The organism is Pseudomonas sp. NY8896, assembly GCF_039634505.1.
On sequence record NZ_CP132350.1, the window covers coordinates 5071543 to 5091336 of the forward strand.

General features: G+C 63.8%; 16 protein-coding genes and 4 tRNA genes. 3 read left to right on the forward strand and 17 right to left on the reverse strand.

What is annotated here, in order from left to right; translation table 11 throughout:
- The first annotated feature begins 81 nt into the window (after positions 1-81).
- A complete protein-coding gene (locus Q9451_RS22790) occupies positions 82-627 on the forward strand; it encodes a cytochrome b (RefSeq protein ID WP_012271214.1) in 546 nt (181 codons plus the stop codon).
- Here Q9451_RS22790 and Q9451_RS22795 read toward each other — a convergent pair.
- Positions 618-1511: a pyridoxal-phosphate dependent enzyme gene (locus Q9451_RS22795; RefSeq protein ID WP_012271213.1), complete on the reverse strand. Its 894-nt coding sequence runs from the start codon at positions 1509-1511 to the stop codon at positions 618-620. The genes Q9451_RS22790 and Q9451_RS22795 overlap by 10 nt on opposite strands.
- Before the next feature lie 96 nt (positions 1512-1607).
- The gene (locus Q9451_RS22800; protein WP_012271212.1) at positions 1608-3644 is read right to left on the reverse strand and encodes an NADPH-dependent 2,4-dienoyl-CoA reductase; all 2037 of its coding nucleotides are present in this window, start codon (positions 3642-3644) and stop codon (positions 1608-1610) included.
- Positions 3645-3836: 192 nt separating this feature from the next.
- Here Q9451_RS22800 and Q9451_RS22805 point away from each other — a divergent pair, with 192 nt between their 5' ends.
- Together Q9451_RS22805 and Q9451_RS22810 are read left to right on the forward strand one after the other, a co-directional pair.
- Positions 3837-4955, forward strand: a complete 1119-nt coding sequence (locus tag Q9451_RS22805; RefSeq protein WP_012271211.1) for a nitrilase-related carbon-nitrogen hydrolase — start codon at positions 3837-3839, stop codon at positions 4953-4955.
- A gap of 4 nt (positions 4956-4959) precedes the next feature.
- Positions 4960-6000 (forward strand): AraC family transcriptional regulator, encoded by a 1041-nt coding sequence (locus Q9451_RS22810; protein WP_012271210.1) that lies wholly within the window; start codon positions 4960-4962, stop codon positions 5998-6000.
- A 251-nt stretch (positions 6001-6251) separates the two neighbouring features.
- Here the strand turns inward: Q9451_RS22810 and Q9451_RS22815 are convergent, their stop codons facing one another.
- The 15 genes from Q9451_RS22815 to Q9451_RS22885 form a co-directional block, all read right to left on the reverse strand.
- A complete protein-coding gene (locus Q9451_RS22815; protein ID WP_012271209.1) occupies positions 6252-7064 on the reverse strand; it encodes a DUF2242 domain-containing protein in 813 nt (270 codons plus the stop codon).
- A 201-nt stretch (positions 7065-7265) separates the two neighbouring features.
- Positions 7266-7342 (reverse strand) — tRNA-Asp (locus tag Q9451_RS22820).
- 141 nt (positions 7343-7483) lie between these two features.
- Positions 7484-7560, reverse strand: a tRNA-Asp gene (locus Q9451_RS22825).
- Positions 7561-7659: 99 nt separating this feature from the next.
- A tRNA-Asp gene (locus Q9451_RS22830) sits at positions 7660-7736 on the reverse strand.
- Positions 7737-7801: 65 nt separating this feature from the next.
- A tRNA-Val gene (locus tag Q9451_RS22835) sits at positions 7802-7877 on the reverse strand.
- Positions 7878-8005: 128 nt separating this feature from the next.
- The gene (locus Q9451_RS22840) at positions 8006-8779 is read right to left on the reverse strand and encodes an SDR family oxidoreductase (RefSeq protein ID WP_012271208.1); all 774 of its coding nucleotides are present in this window, start codon (positions 8777-8779) and stop codon (positions 8006-8008) included.
- Positions 8776-9987, reverse strand: coding sequence for an O-succinylhomoserine sulfhydrylase (locus tag Q9451_RS22845; RefSeq protein WP_012271207.1), 1212 nt, complete (start codon positions 9985-9987; stop codon positions 8776-8778). The genes Q9451_RS22840 and Q9451_RS22845 overlap by 4 nt, the downstream gene beginning before the upstream one ends.
- Positions 9988-10003: 16 nt before the next feature.
- Positions 10004-11509 carry an amidophosphoribosyltransferase gene (gene purF, locus Q9451_RS22850; protein ID WP_012271206.1) on the reverse strand — a complete coding sequence of 502 codons (1506 nt, stop codon included), beginning with the start codon at positions 11507-11509 and terminating at the stop codon, positions 10004-10006.
- 42 nt (positions 11510-11551) lie between these two features.
- Positions 11552-12109 (reverse strand): CvpA family protein, encoded by a 558-nt coding sequence (locus tag Q9451_RS22855; protein ID WP_012271205.1) that lies wholly within the window; start codon positions 12107-12109, stop codon positions 11552-11554.
- A gap of 191 nt (positions 12110-12300) precedes the next feature.
- Positions 12301-12951 carry an SPOR domain-containing protein gene (locus Q9451_RS22860; protein WP_012271204.1) on the reverse strand — a complete coding sequence of 217 codons (651 nt, stop codon included), beginning with the start codon at positions 12949-12951 and terminating at the stop codon, positions 12301-12303.
- On the reverse strand, positions 12935-14242 hold the full coding sequence (gene folC, locus Q9451_RS22865; protein ID WP_012271203.1) for a bifunctional tetrahydrofolate synthase/dihydrofolate synthase: 1308 nt from the start codon (positions 14240-14242) through the stop codon (positions 12935-12937). The genes Q9451_RS22860 and folC overlap by 17 nt, the downstream gene beginning before the upstream one ends.
- Positions 14242-15135, reverse strand: coding sequence for an acetyl-CoA carboxylase, carboxyltransferase subunit beta (gene accD, locus Q9451_RS22870; protein ID WP_012271202.1), 894 nt, complete (start codon positions 15133-15135; stop codon positions 14242-14244). The genes folC and accD overlap by 1 nt, the downstream gene beginning before the upstream one ends.
- 222 nt (positions 15136-15357) lie before the next feature.
- On the reverse strand, positions 15358-15978 hold the full coding sequence (locus tag Q9451_RS22875; protein WP_012271201.1) for a phosphoribosylanthranilate isomerase: 621 nt from the start codon (positions 15976-15978) through the stop codon (positions 15358-15360).
- A gap of 61 nt (positions 15979-16039) precedes the next feature.
- On the reverse strand, positions 16040-16900 hold the full coding sequence (truA, locus tag Q9451_RS22880) for a tRNA pseudouridine(38-40) synthase TruA (protein ID WP_012271200.1): 861 nt from the start codon (positions 16898-16900) through the stop codon (positions 16040-16042).
- Between the two features lie 130 nt (positions 16901-17030).
- Positions 17031-19769 carry a FimV/HubP family polar landmark protein gene (locus Q9451_RS22885; protein WP_012271199.1) on the reverse strand — a complete coding sequence of 913 codons (2739 nt, stop codon included), beginning with the start codon at positions 19767-19769 and terminating at the stop codon, positions 17031-17033.
- Positions 19770-19794: the final 25 nt, after the last annotated feature.

Consider the following 19794-nt stretch of genomic DNA (forward strand, 5'->3'; position numbering starts at 1 on the left):
AAGATTTGTTCCCGGTAACCTTTACAGTGGTACCTGAGCGCCAGCAAGAGCGCCATTCCGACCTGATGACGAGGACCGATCATGGTTTCATCCACCCCCGCGACCCATTACGCACGCCTGTCCATCGCCCTGCATTGGCTGATGCTGGTACTGCTGGCCGCTGTCTACGCCCTTATCGAACTGCGTGGCCTGTTCCCCAAGGACAGCGCCGAACGCAACCTGATGAAGGACCTGCACTTCATGCTCGGGCTCAGCGTATTCGTACTGGTCTGGCTGCGCCTGGCCATGCGCCTGAGCCGCCCGACCCCGCCCATCGTGCCCAAGCCGCCAGCCTGGCAAACCGGCCTTGCACACCTGATGCATTTGGCGCTTTACCTGCTGATGATCGGCCTGCCGCTGGCCGGCTGGCTGATCCTCAGCGCCGCCGACAAACCGGTGCCGTTCTTCGGCCTGGAACTGCCGCACCTGATCGGCCCGAACCCGGACCAGGCCAAGTTCATCAAGGGCTGGCATGAACGTATCGGCAGCTGGGGCTACTGGCTGATCGGCCTGCACGCACTGGCCGGGCTGTACCACCACTATGTTCAGCGCGACAATACACTGTTGCGCATGCTGCCCTACAAGTAACCGCGCCGGCCCTGCAGGCCACCTGTGTGGACGAAGATCAGGCGGCTGCCGGGCGTGAACAGCCCGGCAGCGACCTGATTACGCAGGACCAGCAGGGCCTTGCCGGTGTAGAGCGCTTCGAACGGCACCCCAGTGTGTTGCTCGCACTCGGCAATGAAGGCCAGCAGTTCATCGTCGAACTTGCCGAAACCACCACGGCAGGCGTCGTGTAGCTGGTAACCAAGCGTGCCGGCCAATGCAGCTACCGTCTCCGGCACACCATGAGCCCTGGGCACGGCAAGTGCGCCATGTACCGCATGTGCCCCCGCCTCGGCCAGCACCAGGCCGGCCAAGGTAGTACCCGTTCCAGCAGCCAGCCACCAGGCGTCGTAGCCCGACCACCCCAGCGTCGCGATTTGCGCGTGCGCCTGCTGCATGATCAGCGCGCAGCCCTGCGCGCCAGCTTGCCCGCCACCGCCTTCGGGGATGCAGTGCCAGCCTGGGTAACGTGCCTGCCAGGGGCCCCAGAAACCGGGCTCGTTGCGTGCGCGGTAGCCGCCATAGCCCAACCAGTGCAGCGCCATGCCCAGCGCCTGCAGGTCACGCACGGTTGGCGTGTCCTGGGCGTGACCGCGCAGCAGGCCGACAGTGGCAAAGCCGAAGCGTTTGCCAGCGGCGGCCAGGGCGTGCAGGTGGTTGGAATGGTTACCGCCGAGGCTGATCAGCCCGGGGGCGTTATCGGCACTGGCCTGATCCAGGTGATGGCGTAGCTTGAACCACTTGTTGCCGCTGATCAGCGGGTCGATCAGGTCCAGACGCAGGATGGCGGCTTCGACCTGTGCGGTTGCCAGCCAAGGCAGATCCAGGCGTTGCAGGGGGGCTTGAGGAAGGTCGAATACAGGCATGGCCGCAGTTTACAGGGATGGACGAAGCGAAAGGTTACGCGATCCTTGTGCGAGCGGCCTTGGTCGCGAAAGGGCCGCGAAGCGGCCCCTGCCCATTCAAAGCTCAGCCGCTAATCGCGACCCCTGGTTGATCGCCCGCTTGGCGTCCAGCTCGGCCGCCACATCCGCGCCACCAATCAGGTGCACCGACTGCCCCGCCGCCACCAGCCCGTCCTGCAACTCGCGCAGCGGTTCCTGCCCGGCGCAGATCACCACGTTGTCCACCGGCAACACCTGCGGCTCGCCGTCCGCCACGCGAATGTGCAAACCGGCATCGTCGATACCCAGGTACTCGACGCTGTTGAGCATCTGCACCCGCTTGTTCTTCAACCCGGTGCGGTGAATCCAGCCGGTCGTCTTGCCCAGGCCATCACCCACCTTGGACTTCTTGCGCTGCAACAGGTAAACCTGCCGTGCCGGGGCATGCGGCTCGGCCTTGATCCCGGCCACCCCACCGCGTGCCTCAAGATGGGTATCGATGCCCCACTCTTTCCAGAATGCGTCACGGTCCTGGCTGGAGGCCACGCCCTGGTGCACCAGGTACTCGGACACATCAAAGCCAATGCCTCCCGCGCCAATCACCGCGACAGCCTTGCCCACCGGCTTGCGCTCGAGCAACACATCCAGGTAGCTGAGCACCTTGGCATGCTCCACACCCGGAATGGCTGGGGTACGCGGGGCGATACCGGTGGCCAGGATAATTTCATCAAAGCCACCCTCCACCAGTGCCTGCACATCGACGCGAGTATTCAGGCGCAGCTCCACGCCCGTGCTTTTGACCTTGTTGCGGAAGTAACGCAGCGTTTCAAAGAATTCTTCTTTGCCCGGCACCCGCTTGGCCACGTTGAACTGGCCACCGATTTCGCTGGCGGCGTCAAACAGGGTCACGGCATGGCCCCGCTCGGCCGCCACGGTGGCCGCCGCCAGGCCTGCCGGCCCGGCGCCGACCACGGCGATACGCTTCACCGCGCGCACAGGCAAGTAGTTGAGTTCGGTTTCGTGGCAGGCACGCGGGTTGACCAGGCAACTGGTCAGCTTGCCGCCAAAGGTGTGGTCCAGGCAGGCCTGGTTGCAGCCAATGCAGGTGTTGATTTCGTCGGCTCGGCCAGCGGCGGCCTTGTTGACGAAATCCGGGTCGGCGAGGAACGGTCGAGCCATCGAGACCATGTCGGCATCCCCCTCGGCCAGCACCGCCTCGGCCACTTCCGGGGTATTGATGCGGTTGGTGGTGATCAGCGGAATGTTCACCACACCGCGCAGTTTGGCGGTGACTTTGCTGAACGCCGCACGCGGCACCTTGGTGGCGATGGTCGGGATACGCGCTTCGTGCCAGCCGATGCCGGTGTTGATCAGGGTCGCACCGGCCTGCTCGATAGCCTTGGCCAGCAGCTCGATTTCGTCCCAGGTGCTGCCACCCTCGACCAGATCGAGCATCGACAGGCGGAAGATGATGATGAAGTTCGGCCCTACCGCACCACGCACCCGGCTGACGATTTCCACGGCCAGGCGCATGCGGTTTTCATAGCTGCCGCCCCAGCGATCGGTGCGGTGGTTGGTGTGGGCGGCGAGGAACTGGTTGATGAAGTAGCCTTCCGACCCCATGATCTCGACACCGTCGTAACCGGCGCGCTGGGCCAACGCCGCACAATTGACGAAGTCGGCAATCTGTTTCTCGATGCCCGCCTCGTCCAGCTCCTTGGGCTTGAACGGGTTGATCGGCGCCTGGATCGCGCTAGGCGCCACTTGCCGTGGGCTGTAGGCATAGCGCCCGGCATGCAGGATCTGCAGGCAGACCTTGCCACCGGCGGCGTGCACCGCCTCGGTGACGATGCGGTGCTTGTCAGCCTCTTCCTCGGTGCTGAGCTTGGCCGCGCCGGAATACACCCCGCCTTCATCATTGGGCGCGATGCCGCCAGTGACCATCAAGCCAACGCCACCCCGGGCGCGCTCGGCAAAGTACGCGGCCATGCGCTCGAAACCACCGGGGCGTTCCTCGAGGCCGGTGTGCATTGACCCCATCAGGGTACGGTTGCGCAAGGTGGTAAAGCCTAGGTCCAGCGGAGCAAGCAGGTGCGGGTAGCGGTCGGCGGCCATGGAAAGGTCCCCTGGTGGCGTGATCACGGTATGCGGGCACCTCACTGGTCGGCGGGGCCCGTCGTTTGTCTGTCAGCGACATTAAACAGCCGTTTGAATTGGCTCAATGATCGAAACTGACAAGTTATTGATCCTGGCATACAGCGCGACTAACCTAGGGGACCCTCACTGTCCAAGGTGCCGTACTGCTTCATGCGAAAACTCCTGGCAAGCGCCCTGGCGCTGGTGATGATCGCCGCGCTTTGCGGCTACGGTTTCTGGACTCAACAGCGCCCGGAAGGCCACTACCTGTCCGACCTGCGCATCGAGTTGGCACTCAACCATGGCGTGCCGGGCGAGCATGGCAACCTGCTCGGTGTGGAGCCGCTGCTTTACCCAGGCGACTACCAGAACCTGCAACGCCTGCACCGCAAGCTCGCCGCTTACCTGGAGCAAGCCCGAGCCCAAGGGCTGGTGGGCCCACGCACGGTGGTGGTGCTGCCAGAGCACATCGGTACCTGGTTGTGGGCGCGCGGTGAGAAAAACGAGCTGTACCAGGTCACTCAGAGCCGCGAGGCTCAACAATGGCTGGAGCTAAGCAACCCGCTGCGCTACGGCCTGGCCATGCTTGGCGCCGACGGCGACGACTGGCGTGCCGATGCGCACCTGCGCATGAAGGCCGAGCAGATGGCCGCAGACTACCAGCAACTGTTCGGCGGCCTTGCCAAGGAGTTTGGCGTCACCTTGGTGGCCGGCTCGATCGTGCTGCCCGAACCCTACGTGAAACAAGGCGTGCTGCATGCCGGCCGTGGTCCGCTGTTCAACAGCAGCGTGGTGTTTGCCGGCGACGGCTCGCTACTGGGCCAGCCCCAACGCCAGCAATACCCTGACAGTGAAATGCGTCGCTATGTCCACGACGGCCGCCAGCACCCGCTGCAAGTCGTGCAGACTCCCGCCGGGCGCCTGGGGGTACTGGTGGGCAGTGACAGCTGGTACCCGGAAAACCACCAACAACTGGCACAGCAAGCAGTACAGCTGATCGCCAACCCGGTGTTCCTGAGCGGCAAAGGCAGCTGGGAAGCGCCATGGCGTGGCAATCGCCACCAGGAGGCCACCGCTGGGCTGGCCCTGCAACGTGGCGAAGTCAGCGAGCAGAACGCCTGGCAGCGCCTGACCGAGGCAGCCGGGGCCGGCGTCAGCAGCATGAGCGTGTTCATGCGCGGGCAGTTCTGGGAACAGGCCAGCGACGGCCAGGGCTTTGCCCGCCAGTCGGGTGAACTGCTGGCGGGTACTCCTAGCCATGGCGCCCGCCTGCTGAACCTGTGGCTGTAGGCCCATGGCCCGCCCCCGCGTACGCCTCGGCGACCTTTCAGTAGGCTTTGTCCAGCCGCTGACCGAGGCCCTGCGCGAGCGGGGTCATGACCCCGAGCCCCTGCTGCTGCGCTATGGCCTGGATGCCCCACGCCTTGCCGAAGCCGGCGCGCGCTTGTCGATCCCCCGCTACATGCACCTGGGCCACGCAGCCATCGAGCTGAGCGGCGAAGCCGCACTCGGCCTGCACATGGGGCGCTTGAGCCGCCTGGCACATGCCGGCCTGGCCGGAGTAACCGCCGCCCAGGCCCCCACCCTGGGCGAGGCGGCGCGCACGCTGCTGCGCTTCGAGCCCCTGTACGCGGCCAACTACCGTGGCCGTTCCAGCTTCGTGGAAGATGCCCAGGGCGCTTGGTTGCGCTTCTATTCCATCAGCCCCTACAACGCCTACAACCGCTTCGTGGTCGATTCACTGCTTGCCGGCTGGCTGGCGCAACTTGCCGACCTGGCCGGCATGGCGATACAGGCAGAACGCCTTAGCATCGAATTTTCCGCCCCCGCCTATGCTGCGCGCTATCAGGCGCTGTGCAGCACGCCAGTGCAATTCACGGCCGAAGCCAATCAACTGCGGCTAAGCCGCGCAACACTGCAACTAGCCAACCCCAGGCATTGCCCGAGCACCTGGCAGCACCTGCTGCAACTGTGCGAAGCAGAGTTGCTACAGCGCACACGGGTACGCAGCCTGGGCGAGCGCATCACCCATCTGCTGGGCCCGCTGCTCAATGGTGGCCGTGAACCGGACCTGGAAGAAGTGGCGCTGCACCTGCAGCTGCCAACCTGGACCTTGCGTCGCAAACTCGCCGAGGAGGGCACGCGGTTTCGCGACCTGCTCAACGAAACACGGCGCGACCTGGCAGAGACCTACATCCGTGACACGGAGCTGGCCTTTGGCGAGATTGCCTATCTGTTGGGGTTTGCTTCAGCCGAGGCCTTCCAGCGCGCGTTCAAGCGCTGGACGGGCCTCACGCCGGGGGAGTTCCGCCGCAGCCAGCGCCGGGCGGGTTAAAGCTCGGTGGCATCTTCGGCCGGTTCCGGGGTGTCCAGTTCATAAGCCTGGGTTTCAAGTAGTTCTTCCTGATATTCATCCATAGCCCTGCGTCCTCTTTGCTCATTTTGTCTTCGTGGGTATCGCCTTCAGCCTAAGCAGGTGGGATGAAGCGATGATGACAAGCGTATGAGTGATAAACGTAGCAGGTGTTCAGGAAGTTATCGCGGGGTGTCTGTAACAGGGGATGTGTACAGCCTGTACCGGCTTTATCAAAGGGAAGGCGGCACAGCCTCGGCAGGCTGTGCATCCTGCTGCACCTGAATAGGCGCAGCCTCCACGGGCGGTGCGACCGGCTGCGAACCCTGGCTGTCATCCACCACCGGTGCCGCGACTGCCTCACTTGCCGGGGAAACAGCCGCAGGCGCGGGTGCAGCTTCCTGGGCAGGGGCAGGCGCCACTGGGTTCGCCGCAGCCTGCTCCGGCAACCCCAGGTCAACCGCCGGCTTTTCAACCTTCGGCACTGGTGCGTCGACCTTGGCCTTTTCGACCTTCTTCGGTTTGGGCAAATAGCTCTCCACCAAGGCGAAATAGCGGTCATAGAACTGCGCCGCAGTCACGGTCTCGCTGGCTACCTTGACCATCGAGTCGTCACTGGAGCCGATCGGCATCGACACCGACCCCAGCACGCCCACACCCAGGCTGGCGGAGGTATTGGACTTTTTCAGTGCATAACGGTCCTGCAGGGCGTTGGCGAACATGGTCGAGCGCTGTTCGTCGCTCACATCCGGCGCGCAGGTGACGTTGAAGCTGATCTGCAGGTGGTTCTCGCTGTTCTGCTGGAAGCTCTTGTTGCCCACCACCTGGTTGGCACCGCTGCTGGTAATGATGTACCCCTGGCTGAGCAAGGCACGCCTGGCCGCCTCGCAAGAGCCAGCATCGCTCACCGGAAAGCTGCGCGAGAACGTACCTGAGTCATCGAAGTTTTCGTGCTCATAGACGGCCGCTTTTTTCGAGGAACAACCGGTCACGCCCGCCAGCACCAGGGCCAGCCCGAGCGCACCAAAGACGGAAGATCTGGTCATTGCGAATTCCGGGTATGTCGAGAAGGTGCCTATTGTGCAACACAGCAGGCAGGCACAGGAACCGCTGGTCGGTGAAGAACCTGTCAGGTTGGTGTAAATCTGGGTAAAGGCAGGCAATTTACCAGGCGCCAGAACGAAAAAAGCGACCCGAAGGTCGCTTTGACGTTGCTTCAAGGCGTTCATGGGGCCTTGAGGCGAAGATGGCGCAGCGGACGGGACTCGAACCCGCGACCCCCGGCGTGACAGGCCGGTATTCTAACCGACTGAACTACCGCTGCGTATCATTCAGGCTTGCGCCCGATTGAAACCTGGGTCTACCCTTGCGCCGCAATGGCCTCGGGGCAGGCACAAAAAAAGCGATAACGTGATCGCTTCTCTTGTGTTTGCTTCAAGGTGTTCTAGGGACCTTGAAACGAAGATGGCGCAGCGGACGGGACTCGAACCCGCGACCCCCGGCGTGACAGGCCGGTATTCTAACCGACTGAACTACCGCTGCGTATCGTTCAGGCTCGCGCCTGATTGAAACTGGGATCAGCCCAAGGCATTTGCCTTGTGGCTTCAGACCGGTGCCAGGCACCCATCTGTTACTGAAAAATGGCGCAGCGGACGGGACTCGAACCCGCGACCCCCGGCGTGACAGGCCGGTATTCTAACCGACTGAACTACCGCTGCGCAGTGCGTTCCTCTCTGGCTATCGACTTCTTGCGAACCCGATGCTTTAGGAACATCTCAGGAAGTGGTGGGTGATGACGGGATCGAACCGCCGACCCTCTGCTTGTAAGGCAGATGCTCTCCCGGCTGAGCTAATCACCCTCGCGATGTTGCTTGTTGCGTTTGCTTCGCTGAGGCCGCGAAATTTACGCAGATGGCGGAGCTAAGTCAATAGCCCCATTGAATTTTTTTCAAAAAAGACAAAAGCGGCATAGGTTGGACGGGAAGCCTCAGGTGTAGATCATCTTGCGGGTCATGCCGCCATCGACCACGAACTCCTGGCCGGTGACGAACGCCGCCTGGCGCGACAACAGCCAGGCAACCATGGCCGCCACATCTTCCACCGTCCCTACCCTCCCCGTCGGGTGTTGGGCATGATCGGCCTCGGTCAACGGCTCGGCACGGCGCTGCGACGGGTCACGGGCATCGATCCAGCCCGGGCTCACCGCATTGACGCGAATCTCCGGGCCCAAGCTCATGGCCAGAGCATGGGTCAAAGCCACCAGGCCGCCCTTGCTTGCCGCGTAAGCTTCGGTGTCGGGCTCGGATTGCCGCGCCCGAGTAGACGTCAGGTTGACGATCGCCCCATTGTGCGCACGCAGGTACGGCGCACAATGCTTGGCCAGCAGCATCGGGCCGTTGAGGTTGACCGCCAACACCCGGTTCCATTGCGCCAGGCTCAGGCTTTCGAGGGTCTGGTTGTGCGGGTTGGCAATGGCCGCATTGCACACCAGCGCGTCCAGCCGACCGAACTGCCCGAGCACTTCGGACACCCCGGCACTGACCTGGGCCTCGTCGGCAACGTCCATGGTGATGAACCAGGCGTTGTCACCCAACGCCTTGGCCACCTTGGCGCCGCGCTTGCGGTCCAGGTCACTGAGCACAACCTGCCAACCTTCGCAGATCAACCAAGCGGCAATGCCCAGGCCGATGCCGCGCGCGGCACCGGTGACCAAGGCTACCCGACCATTGTGGCCTGGGGTACTGCCGCTGATTTCGATCACAGTGCAGCCAGCCCGCGCGCCAGGTCGGCTTGCAGGTCGGCCACGTCTTCCAGGCCTACGGCAACACGGATCAGGCTGTCGCGGATACCCGCAGCTTCACGCTCCTGCGGCGACAGGCGACCATGGGAGGTGGTGGCCGGGTGCGCGATGGTAGTTTTGCTGTCACCCAGGTTGGTGGTGATGGAAATCACCCGGGTGGCATCGATGAAGCGCCAGGCACCCTCTTTACCGCCTTTGACTTCAAAGCTGACCACCGCACCAAAACCGCTCATCTGGCGCTTGGCCAGTTCGTGCTGCGGGTGGCTCGGCAGGCCTGCGTAATGCACCTTTTCCACGCCTTCCTGCTGCTCCAGCCATTCGGCCAGGGCCTGGGCGCTTTCGCAGTGCGCACGCATGCGCAGGCGCAACGTTTCCAGGCCCTTGGTGAAGATCCAGGCGTTGAACGGGCTGAGCGTCGGGCCTGCGGTACGCAGGAAACCGACCACTTCTTTCATCTGCTCGGCACGGCCAGCGACCACACCGCCCATGCAGCGGCCCTGGCCGTCGATGAACTTGGTGGCCGAGTGGAACACGATATCGGCACCCAGTTTCAGCGGCTGCTGCAGCGCCGGGGTGCTGAAGCAGTTGTCCACTACCAGCATGGCGCCATGGGCATGAGCGATTTCACTGAGCGCGGTGATATCGACCAGCTCGGCCAGCGGGTTGGACGGCGATTCGACGATCAGCAGCTTGGTGTTGGCCTTGATGGCCTTCTCCCAGCCATTGAGGTCGACCAGTGGCACGTAGTCCACTTGTACGCCAAAGCGCTTGAAGTACTTCTCGAACAGGCTGATGGTGGAGCCAAACACGCTCTGCGACACCAGTACATGGTCACCGGCGCTGCACAGCGACATGACCACTGCCAGGATTGCCGCCATACCGGTGGACGTACCCACGGCCTGCTCCGCGCCTTCCATTGCAGCCAGGCGCTCCTCGAAGGCACGCACTGAGGGGTTGGTGTAGCGCGAGTAGACGTTGCCCGGCGTTTCGCCGGCAAAGCGCGCAGCAGCATCAGCCGCTGTGCGGAACACATAGCTGGAGGTCAGGAACAGCGCTTCGCTGTGTTCGCCTTCCGGTGTACGGTTTTGACCGGCGCGCACCGCCAGGGTGTCGAAACCGACACCCTCGAGGTCACTGTCCAGTCGCCCGGCATCCCATTGATCCGTCATGCCGTCGCTCCCAAAATCAGTTGTTGTAGAGGTCGATGATCGCGCTGACGGCCTGGTTCTTGACCTTGGCCAGGTCATTACGGGCCTGCTCGATACGCTCGAGGTAGGCTTCGTCGATATCGCCGGTGACGTACTCACCGTTGAACACCGCGCAATCGAAATGATCGATCTTGATCTTGCCGCCACCGACCGAGTCGATCAGGTCTGGCAGATCCTGATAGATCAGCCAATCGGCGCCGATCAACTCGGCCACCTGTTCGGTGGTACGGTTGTGGGCGATCAGTTCGTGAACACTCGGCATGTCGATGCCGTAGACGTTGGGGTAGCGTACTGCAGGGGCTGCGGAGCAGAAGTAGACATTTTTGGCGCCGGCTTCGCGGGCCATCTGGATGATCTGCTTGCAGGTGGTGCCGCGCACGATCGAGTCGTCCACCAGCATCACGTTCTTGCCACGGAATTCCAGCTCGATGGCGTTGAGCTTCTGGCGCACTGACTTTTTGCGCGCGGCCTGGCCGGGCATGATGAAGGTACGGCCGATGTAACGGTTCTTGACGAAACCTTCGCGGAACTTGACGCCCAGGCGGTTGGCCAGTTCCAGCGCAGCAGTGCGGCTGGTATCCGGGATCGGGATGACCACGTCGATATCATGCTCAGGGCGCTCGCGCATGATCTTGTCAGCCAGTTTTTCACCCATGCGCAGACGGGCCTTGTACACCGAGATACCGTCAATGATCGAGTCCGGGCGGGCCAGGTAGACGTGCTCGAAGATGCACGGCTGCAACTTCGGCGCTTCGGCGCATTGCTTGGTGAACAGCTGGCCTTCTTCGGTGATGTACACCGCTTCGCCCGGCGCCAGGTCGCGGATCAGGGTAAAGCCGAGCACGTCCAGGGCCACGCTTTCCGAGGCGATCATGTATTCCACGCCTTCATCGGTATGACGCTGGCCGAACACCACCGGGCGGATGCCGTGGGGGTCGCGGAAGCCGACGATGCCGTAGCCGGTGATCATCGCCACCACGGCGTAACCGCCGACGCAGCGGCTGTGTACATGGGAAACCGCCGCGAACACGTCTTCTTCGGTTGGCTGCAGCTTGCCACGCACCGCCAACTCATGGGCGAACACGTTCAGCAGCACTTCCGAGTCGGAGTTGGTGTTGACGTGGCGCAGGTCGGACTCGTAGATCTCCTTGGCCAACTGCTCGACATTGGTCAGGTTGCCGTTGTGGGCCAGGGTGATGCCGTACGGCGAGTTGACGTAGAACGGCTGGGCCTCGGCCGAGGTCGAGCTGCCCGCCGTCGGGTAGCGCACGTGGCCGATACCGATGCTGCCCACCAGGCGCTGCATGTGGCGCTGCTGGAACACGTCGCGCACCAGGCCATTATCCTTGCGCAGGAACAACCGGCCGTCATGGCTGGTCACGATACCGGCAGCGTCCTGGCCGCGGTGCTGGAGGACCGTAAGCGCGTCATACAGCGCCTGATTGACGTTCGACTTACCGACGATACCGACGATGCCACACATGCGACGCAACCCCTACTTTGACGAAACTTGAGTGAATAGCGCTCAGGGCTTGGACGGCCCGAGCAACTGTTCCTTGAACGGAAGATCAGCGGGAGCGCTGATCAACCCACTGGGCGACCACTGACCGGTGAAACCCAGAATCAGGTTTTTCGACCAATCGGCGACCAAGAGAAATTGTGGTATCAGGCGTGATTCCTGCCACCAGGTGTCCTGTTGAACCGGCCCCAGGCTGATCAGGCCTATGGCCACCACTACCAGCAAGGCCCCGCGCGCGGCACCGAAGGCCATGCCCAGGAAACGATCGGTGCCGGACAGCCCGGTCACGCGGATCAGTTCGCCGACGAGGAAGTTGACCATGGCCCCCACCAGCAAGGTGGCGACGAAAAGAATGGCGCAGCCAGCGATGACGCGCATCGATGGCGTCTGGATATAGCTCTCAAGATACACCGAGAGCGAACCGCCGAACATCCAGGCAACCGCACCGGCAATGATCCAGATGAGCAAGGACAAGGCCTCTTTGACGAAGCCGCGCTTGAGACTGATCAGTGTGGAGACGGCGATGATCGCAATGATCGCCCAATCAACCAAGGTAAATGCCACGGTGCTGCCTGCAGACGTTTGAGGCGGCGCATTTTACCAGAGCAGAGGGCTGGGAGTAAGCGGAATGTCGGGGATTAGCGCCACCTGGGTGTGGGAGCGGCCTTGTGTCGCGAAAGGGCCGCAAAGCGGCCCCAGCAGTTCTGGCTGTACTGCAGAGATCTTAGGGGCCGCGCAGAAGCCTACGGCCTGAATTAGCTGCGTTCTGGCTGGAACCTCACCACAAAGCCCTTGAGGCTGTTCTGGCGATTGATCGCATCACGCACGCGCTCGGCTTCGGCCCGCTCGATCAACGGCCCGACATACACCCGGTTCATGCCACCCGCCGAGCGGATATAAGCGTTGTAACCCTGGCTACGCAGCGTTTGTTGAAGTTTTTCGGCACCGGCACGGTTTGACAGGCTGGCCAGCTGGATCGACCAGCTGACTGGCAGACCATTGACGTCGATCTTCGAAGGCGCTGCCGGCGCTGGGGCTGCAGCGGGCTTGGCCTCGACCTTTGGCGCTGGCGCGGGTGCTTGCGGCTTGGGCGGTTGAACCTGTGCCTGAGTCTGTGGTGACGGGGTAATGGGCTGGCTGGGCGTGCTCGCCGGCGCAGTGGCTTCATCGATCACCACCGGCGCCTGCTGAGGCGCCTCCGGGATCACCTGCGGTTGCGGCACGGCAACCGGCTCCACCTTCACTTCCGGCAGGCTGGGCATGGCCGGTGCCTGCGGGGTTTCGACGTGCACCTGGCGCATCTCGTCCTCGCGGCTGAACAGCATCGGCAGGAAGATCACCGCCAGCGCCACCAGCACCAGCGCACCGACCATGCGCTGCTTCATCCCTTTATCCAGCACTGCCATCTACTCCACCCTCCTGGGCATGCCGCTCCAGCCATTCCAGCGCCTGGGCGACACAGAAAAACGAACCGAACAGCAGGATCTGGTCATCCGCCGTCGCCTGCGCGCATTGCCCTTCAAGGGCGGCGTCGACGCTGGCATAAGACTTCACTGCGGCGCCATGGTTCGTCAAGGCCGTGGCCAGTTCCGCAGCCGGGCGGCTGCGCGGGGTGTCCAGCGGCGCCACTGCCCATTCGTCGACCAGTCCCTGCAGCGGCGCGATAACGCCGCCCAGGTCCTTGTCGGCGAGCAAGCCGAACACCGCGAAACGGCGCCCATTCAGCGGACGGGCCGCCAGGCGGCGGGCCAGGTACTGCGCCGCATGCGGGTTATGCCCGACATCCAGCAACAGCTCAACTGGCTTGCCCTGCCAGTTCAGCTGGCGGCGGTCGAGACGCCCGGTGATACGGGTATCCAGCAATGCCTGGCGAACCTGCGCCGCATCCCACGGCAGCCCCATCAACAGGTAAGCCTGCAACGCCAACGCGGCGTTTTCCATGGGCAGGTCGAGTAAAGGCAGGTCACTCAGCGCTACCTGCGCACCATTGGCCGCGGTACCACGCCAGCTCCAGCTGCCATCGGCGCTGGCCAGGTCGAAATCACGACCGCGCAGGAACAGTGGCGCGGCCAGTTCGCCAGCCTTGTCCAGCAACGGCCGTGGCGGGTCCAGGTCGCCGCACAGGGCCGGCTTGCCGGGGCGGAAGATGCCGGCCTTCTCGAAGGCCACAAGCTCGCGGGTATCGCCCAGGTAATCGACATGGTCGACGCCGATGCTGGTCACCAGGGCCAGGTCGGCGTCCACCACGTTCACGGTGTCCAGCCGGCCACCAAGGCCCACTTCCAGCACCACGGCATCCAGCTGCGACTGGTAGAACAACCAGAACGCGGCCAGCGTACCCAACTCGAAGTAGGTGAGGGAAATATCGCCCCGCGCCGCCTCAACGGCGGCGAAGGCTTCGCACAAGCGCTCATCGCTGGCTTCTTGGCCCTCGATCAGCACCCGCTCGTTGTAACGCAACAGGTGCGGCGAGCTGTACACGCCGACCTTGAGGCCCTGGGCACGCAGCAACGAAGCCACGAAGGCGCAGGTCGAACCTTTGCCGTTTGTGCCTGTTACCGTCACCACGCGTGGCGCCAGCTTGCCCAGCGCCAGCCGGGCAAGCACCTTCTGCGACCGCTCCAGGCCCATGTCGATGGCCGAGGGGTGCAACTGCTCGAGGTAGGCGAGCCATTCGCCCAGGGATCGTTGTTTCATCACGCGACGGCAGCCGCCTCACGCGCTTGCTCCGGGGTGTCCTGGCCGGTCATCTGCGCCAGCAGGCGGGCCAGACGCGGGCGCAACTCGCCACGGGAGATGATCAGGTCGATGGCACCGTGCTCCAGCAGGAACTCGCTGCGCTGGAAGCCTTCTGGCAGCTTCTCGCGGACGGTCTGTTCGATCACGCGCGGGCCGGCGAAGCCGATCAGCGCCTTTGGCTCACCGACGATGACATCGCCGAGCATTGCCAGGCTGGCAGAGACACCACCGTACACCGGGTCGGTCAGCACCGAGATGAACGGGATGCCTTCTTCGCGCAGGCGTGCCAGCACGGCCGAGGTCTTGGCCATCTGCATCAGCGAGATCAACGCCTCCTGCATGCGCGCACCGCCCGAAGCGGAGAAGCAGACCATCGGGCAGCGATGCTCCAGGGCGTAGTTGGCCGCGCGCACGAAACGTTCGCCGACGATGGCGCCCATGGACCCGCCCATGAACGAGAACTCGAAGGCGCTGACCACGATCGGCATGCCCATCAAGGTGCCACTCATGGAGATCAGCGCGTCTTTTTCGCCGGTCTGTTTCTGGGCGCCGGTCAGGCGGTCCTTGTACTTCTTGCCGTCACGGAACTTCAAGCGGTCGACCGGCTCCAGGTCGGCACCCAGTTCGGCACGGCCTTCGGCGTCGAGGAAGATGTCGATGCGCGCACGTGCGCCGATGCGCATGTGGTGGTTGCACTTGGGGCAGACATCCAGGGTCTTTTCCAGCTCCGGACGATACAGCACGGCCTCGCAGGACGGACACTTGTGCCACAGCCCCTCAGGCACCGAGCTCTTCTTCACCTCGGAACGCATGATCGAAGGGATCAGTTTGTCGACTAACCAGTTGCTCATGCTTTCTTTCTCCAGTATTGGCAGGCGGGGGTCGGTGTCGCCGGCCCTGCCCTGCCCTTGAGCTCAAAATCTTTTACAAAACGATGGTGGACCGGCCGCCGGGGCTTCCAGCGCGCCACTCCACCGCTAATGTGTTTTCTTGCCGCCATAAGCGCTGGCGGCGGCCCCGCAGGGCTGCGAAAGCTATGGACGATGGCGCGCAGCCAGCCGTCACATCTGCCATCACGCCTGCTTCACCGCTCGCATGAACGCCTCGATCTTCGCCGCGTCCTTGATGCCCTTGGCCTGTTCGACGCCGCCACTGACATCCACCGCATAAGGCCGTACCTGGGCAATGGCCTGGCCAACGTTATCGGCTGACAGCCCGCCCGCCAGAATGATCGGCTTGCTCAGGTGCGCCGGTACCAGTGACCAGTCGAACGCTTCACCGGTTCCCCCAGGCACGCCCGCCACGTAGGTATCCAGCAGAATACCGCGGGCACCTGCGTACTGCTTACAGGCCGCCTCCAGGTCGTCGCCAGGGCGCACACGCAGGGCCTTGATCCAGGGGCGGTGGTAGCCTTCGCAGTCCTGCGGGGTTTCGTCGCCGTGGAACTGTAGCAGGTCCAGCGGAACCACTTCGAGGATCTCGTTCAGCTCGCAGCGCGAGGCATTGACGAACAACCCGACCGTGGTCACGAACGGCGGCAGCTCGGTGATGATCGCCCGCGCCTGGCGCACGTCCACCGCCCTCGGGCTTTTGGCATAGAAGACGAAGCCGATGGCATCGGCACCCGCTTCGGCGGCGGCCAGCGCATCTTCGATGCGGGTAATCCCGCAGATCTTGCTGCGAACATAGCTCATGGAACGCGAACCCTGGTTATTGCGGCGAAAGGCCGGATGTTAGCAAATGGCTTTTCGCCCGTCAGTCTGCCAACGCCTCGTAACCGCTCAAAAAGTGTGGGCCGATGTAACGCTTGGGCAGCGCAAATTCCTCGGGGTACTCCACCTGCACCAGATAAAGCCCGTACGGGTGGGCGGTTACCCCACCTTCGCGGCGGTTACGCCCTTCGAGCACCTCGCGCGCCCAGGTGACTGGGCGCTCACCGGCGCCAATGGCCATCAGCACACCGGCAATGTTGCGCACCATGTGATGCAGAAAAGCGGTGGCACGCACGTCCAGCACGATCATCTGGCCATGACGGGTAACGCGCAGGTGGTAGATGTGCTTGATCGGTGACTTGGCCTGGCACTGGCTGGCGCGGAAGGCGCTGAAGTCGTGGGTGCCGAGCAGAAACTGCGCGGCCTCGGCCATGCGCTCGACGTCCAGCGGACGGTGGTTCCAGGTCACTTCCTCGGCCAGGTGCGCCGGGCGGATCGGGTCGTTGTAGATGACATAGCGGTAGCGCCGGGCGCAGGCCTTGAAGCGGGCATGGAAGTCGGCCGGCATTGGCTGCGACCAGACCACGCTGATGTCGTGCGGCAGGTTGAAGTTGGTGCCCATGGTCCAGGCACGCTCGTCACGCACGGCACGGGTGTCGAAGTGCACGATCTGCCCGCAGCCATGGACCCCGGCGTCGGTACGCCCGGCGCAAATCACCGAAATCGGCTCGTTGGCAACCTTGGACAGGGCTTGTTCCAGGGCCTGCTGGACACTCGGTACACCGCTGGCCTGGCGCTGCCAGCCGCGGTAGCGCGCGCCCTTGTATTCCACGCCCAGGGCGATACGGGAGAAGCCTTCGGCCGCGGATTCGGCGGTAGCGGTGTCGATGATGTCCAAGCGCATGAAACCTGTGGGTGTACGGAATGGCGGGGATTATAACGACAACGGCAGCCGTGTAGGGCTGCCGTTGGATATGCACTGCGTTTGAGGGCCTCTTCGCGGGCTTGCCGCGAAGAGGCCGGCGCAGTCAACCTCAGACCAGGCGAGAGAGCATGTCCTCGGCTTCCTGGCGCTGGCTGTCGTCGCCGTCCTTGACCACTTCGTCGAGGATGTCGCGCGCACCCTGGCTGTCGCCCATGTCGATATAGGCACGGGCCAGATCGAGTTTGGTAGCCACTTCGTCACTGCCGGAGAAGAAGTCGAAGTCCAGGTCGTCCAAAGGCTCGGGCTCGGGCTGCGCAACCGCGTCCTCGCGGGTGAAGTGCGGCTCCAGCGATGGCGATTCGAGGCTCTGCGACAGCTTGTCCAGCTCGGCGTTGACGTCGTCCAGCTCCGAGGCAAAGCGCTTGGCTGCGGGCGAGTCGTCTTCCAGCGACAGGGACAAGTCGAAGTCCGACGGCATATCGAACTCGGACACTGGGTCAAATGCCGGCTCGCTGTCGAAGGCGGCCAGTTCGGCGGCGACATCAACCGGTTCTTGCGCCAGCGCGTCAGGAGCAGCTGGGGCAACCGGCTCGCTGATATCGAGGTCGAAATCAGACAGGTCCACGGCAGATTGTGGCTCAGCCTGAGCCAGCATGGCCTCGAAATCAGCGTCGGCGCTGTCTTGCAGCTCGGCATCCACGGCGAACGGCTGTTCTTCTGGCTGAGCGTCTTCCAGCTCTGGCTCATCCAGCACAGGCTCGGCGATGACCAACTCGTCGGGCACAGGCGCCTGGGCCATCGGCTCATCCAGCAACGGCGCTGCCAGCGGGTCTTCCTCGGGCAGGTCTTCACCCAGGCTCAGGTCGAATGCGCTGTCCAGATCCTGCTCATCCAGGCCCGAAGCATCGAGGGTCGGCACGTCATCGAAGGCCTCCAGCTCTGCTTCAGGCTCTGCTTGCGCGACAACCTCGGGTTCGGCCTCTACTTGTGGCTCGAACTCAGGCACCTCGTCAGGCACCACATCCGCAACCACCGGGGCCTCGGGCTCGTCGTGCAGCAGCTCCTGCACGTACTGTTCATCCATCTCGGCAGCCAGCGCCGCCGCACCCAGGCCGGCAGCAGCCAGGCCGAGCATGGCAGGATAACGCTCTTTCAGCCCGGCGACTTCGGCAACGTTCTGCTCGCCGGCCGACAGCTGGCGCTCCTGCTCGGCGAACGCGCTCTGGTCACCCTGGCGAGCGTACACATCCATCAGCTTCAGACGCAGGTCGTCACGCTCCGGCGCTGCGGCCACAGCGGGCTCCAGCAGGTCGGCGGCGCGATTCAGACGGCCTTCGGCCAGGCACTGATCGACTTCTGCAAGCAGTGCGGCGTGCGGGTCTGCTTGTGGTTCAAGCTCGGGCTCTGCCTCGGCAACGGGTGCCGACACTTTTTCCGCAGCGACAGCGGCGGCGGCGGAAGCTGCGACCACAGCCGGCGACAGGGTCACGCTCGGTTCCGAGACTTCGACGCCATCGAGGCTCTCGGTATCGCTGTCGAAGCCTGTGCCCTGCTCTTCTTCCAGCGCACGCGCCATGCGCAGGTGCTTTTCAGCTTCTTGCTGGGCCTTGCGCTTGCGAGCCAGCAGCAATAGCAGAAGCAGCAGCACCAGGAACGCGCTACCGGCGATCAGCCACAGCAACAGCGGGTTGCCCATGATTTCGTCGACAACACCTTGCGACTGGGCGGCAGGCGCCGGCTTGGGCGCGGTGGCGGCGGCAGGTGCCGGCTTGGCCGCTGGCGGCACGCTCGCCGCCGCAGGGGCCGAGGCCGGTGCAGCCGCCGCTGGGGCCGGCGTGGCTGCGCCTTGGGCTTCAAGGCGGGCCAACTGGTTGTTCTTCAGCTCGATAAGACGCTGCAGCTTGTCCAGCTGGCTCTGCAGGTCGCTCATGCGGCTCTTGAGTTCTTCATTGTCGCGGCGGCTGGTGTCAAGGCTTTCCTGGGCCACCGCCAGCTTGTCATTCAACGCCTTGGCCTGGCCGGCACCGGCCTGGTTGCCCGGGCTGACCAGGCGCAGGTTGTCGCCTTGGGCGATACGCGACGGCGCGGCCTCGGCAGCGCCACGGCGGGTGGCATCCAACTGGCGCGCACGCGGCCCCAGGCGGCGGCCTTCTCGCCAGGCGGCATATTGTTCGGCCACCTCGCTGTTCGCCTCGGCCTGCGCAATGTTCTGGATCTGCTGCTGGTCGGGCAGGCGCAGCACCTGGCCAACCTTCAACTGGTTGATGTTGTTGCCAATGAAGGCGTCCGGGTTCAACGCCTGGATCGCGATCATGGTCTGCTGGATAGAGCCACCCTGGGTGTTGCGCGCGGCAATTTGCCACAAGGTGTCGCGGCGCTGGGTGGTGTAACTGCTGGCACCGGTTGTAGCCGGCGTGACATTGCCCGCCGCCGGTTTGTCGCCCTGGGCCTTGGCCTGGTCGAGCAACACGCTGTAGTCACGCAGCAGGCGGCCCTGCGGCCACATCACCTGGACCAGAAACTTGACCACTGGCCCTGGCAGCGGCTGGCTGGAAGTCACCCGCAGCACGCTCTTGCCGTTGGGGTTGATCACCGGTGTGAAGGTCAGGTCTTCGAGGTAGGTCGGAAATGCCACCCCGGCCTTACTGAACTCTTCCGGTGGCGCCAGGCTCGGCGCCACTTCGGCGGCTTTGAGGTCGCGCACGTCGAGCAATTCGATCTCGGCGTCCAACGGCTGATTCTGTGCCGACTTCAGGGTCAGCTCTCCCAGGCCCAGCGCATTCGCCATGCCAGACGACAGCGCGGATGCTGCAGCCATGGCCAGAACCAGTTTGCGAATTCGAAGCATGACCTCTTCCTTTGTATGAATCGTC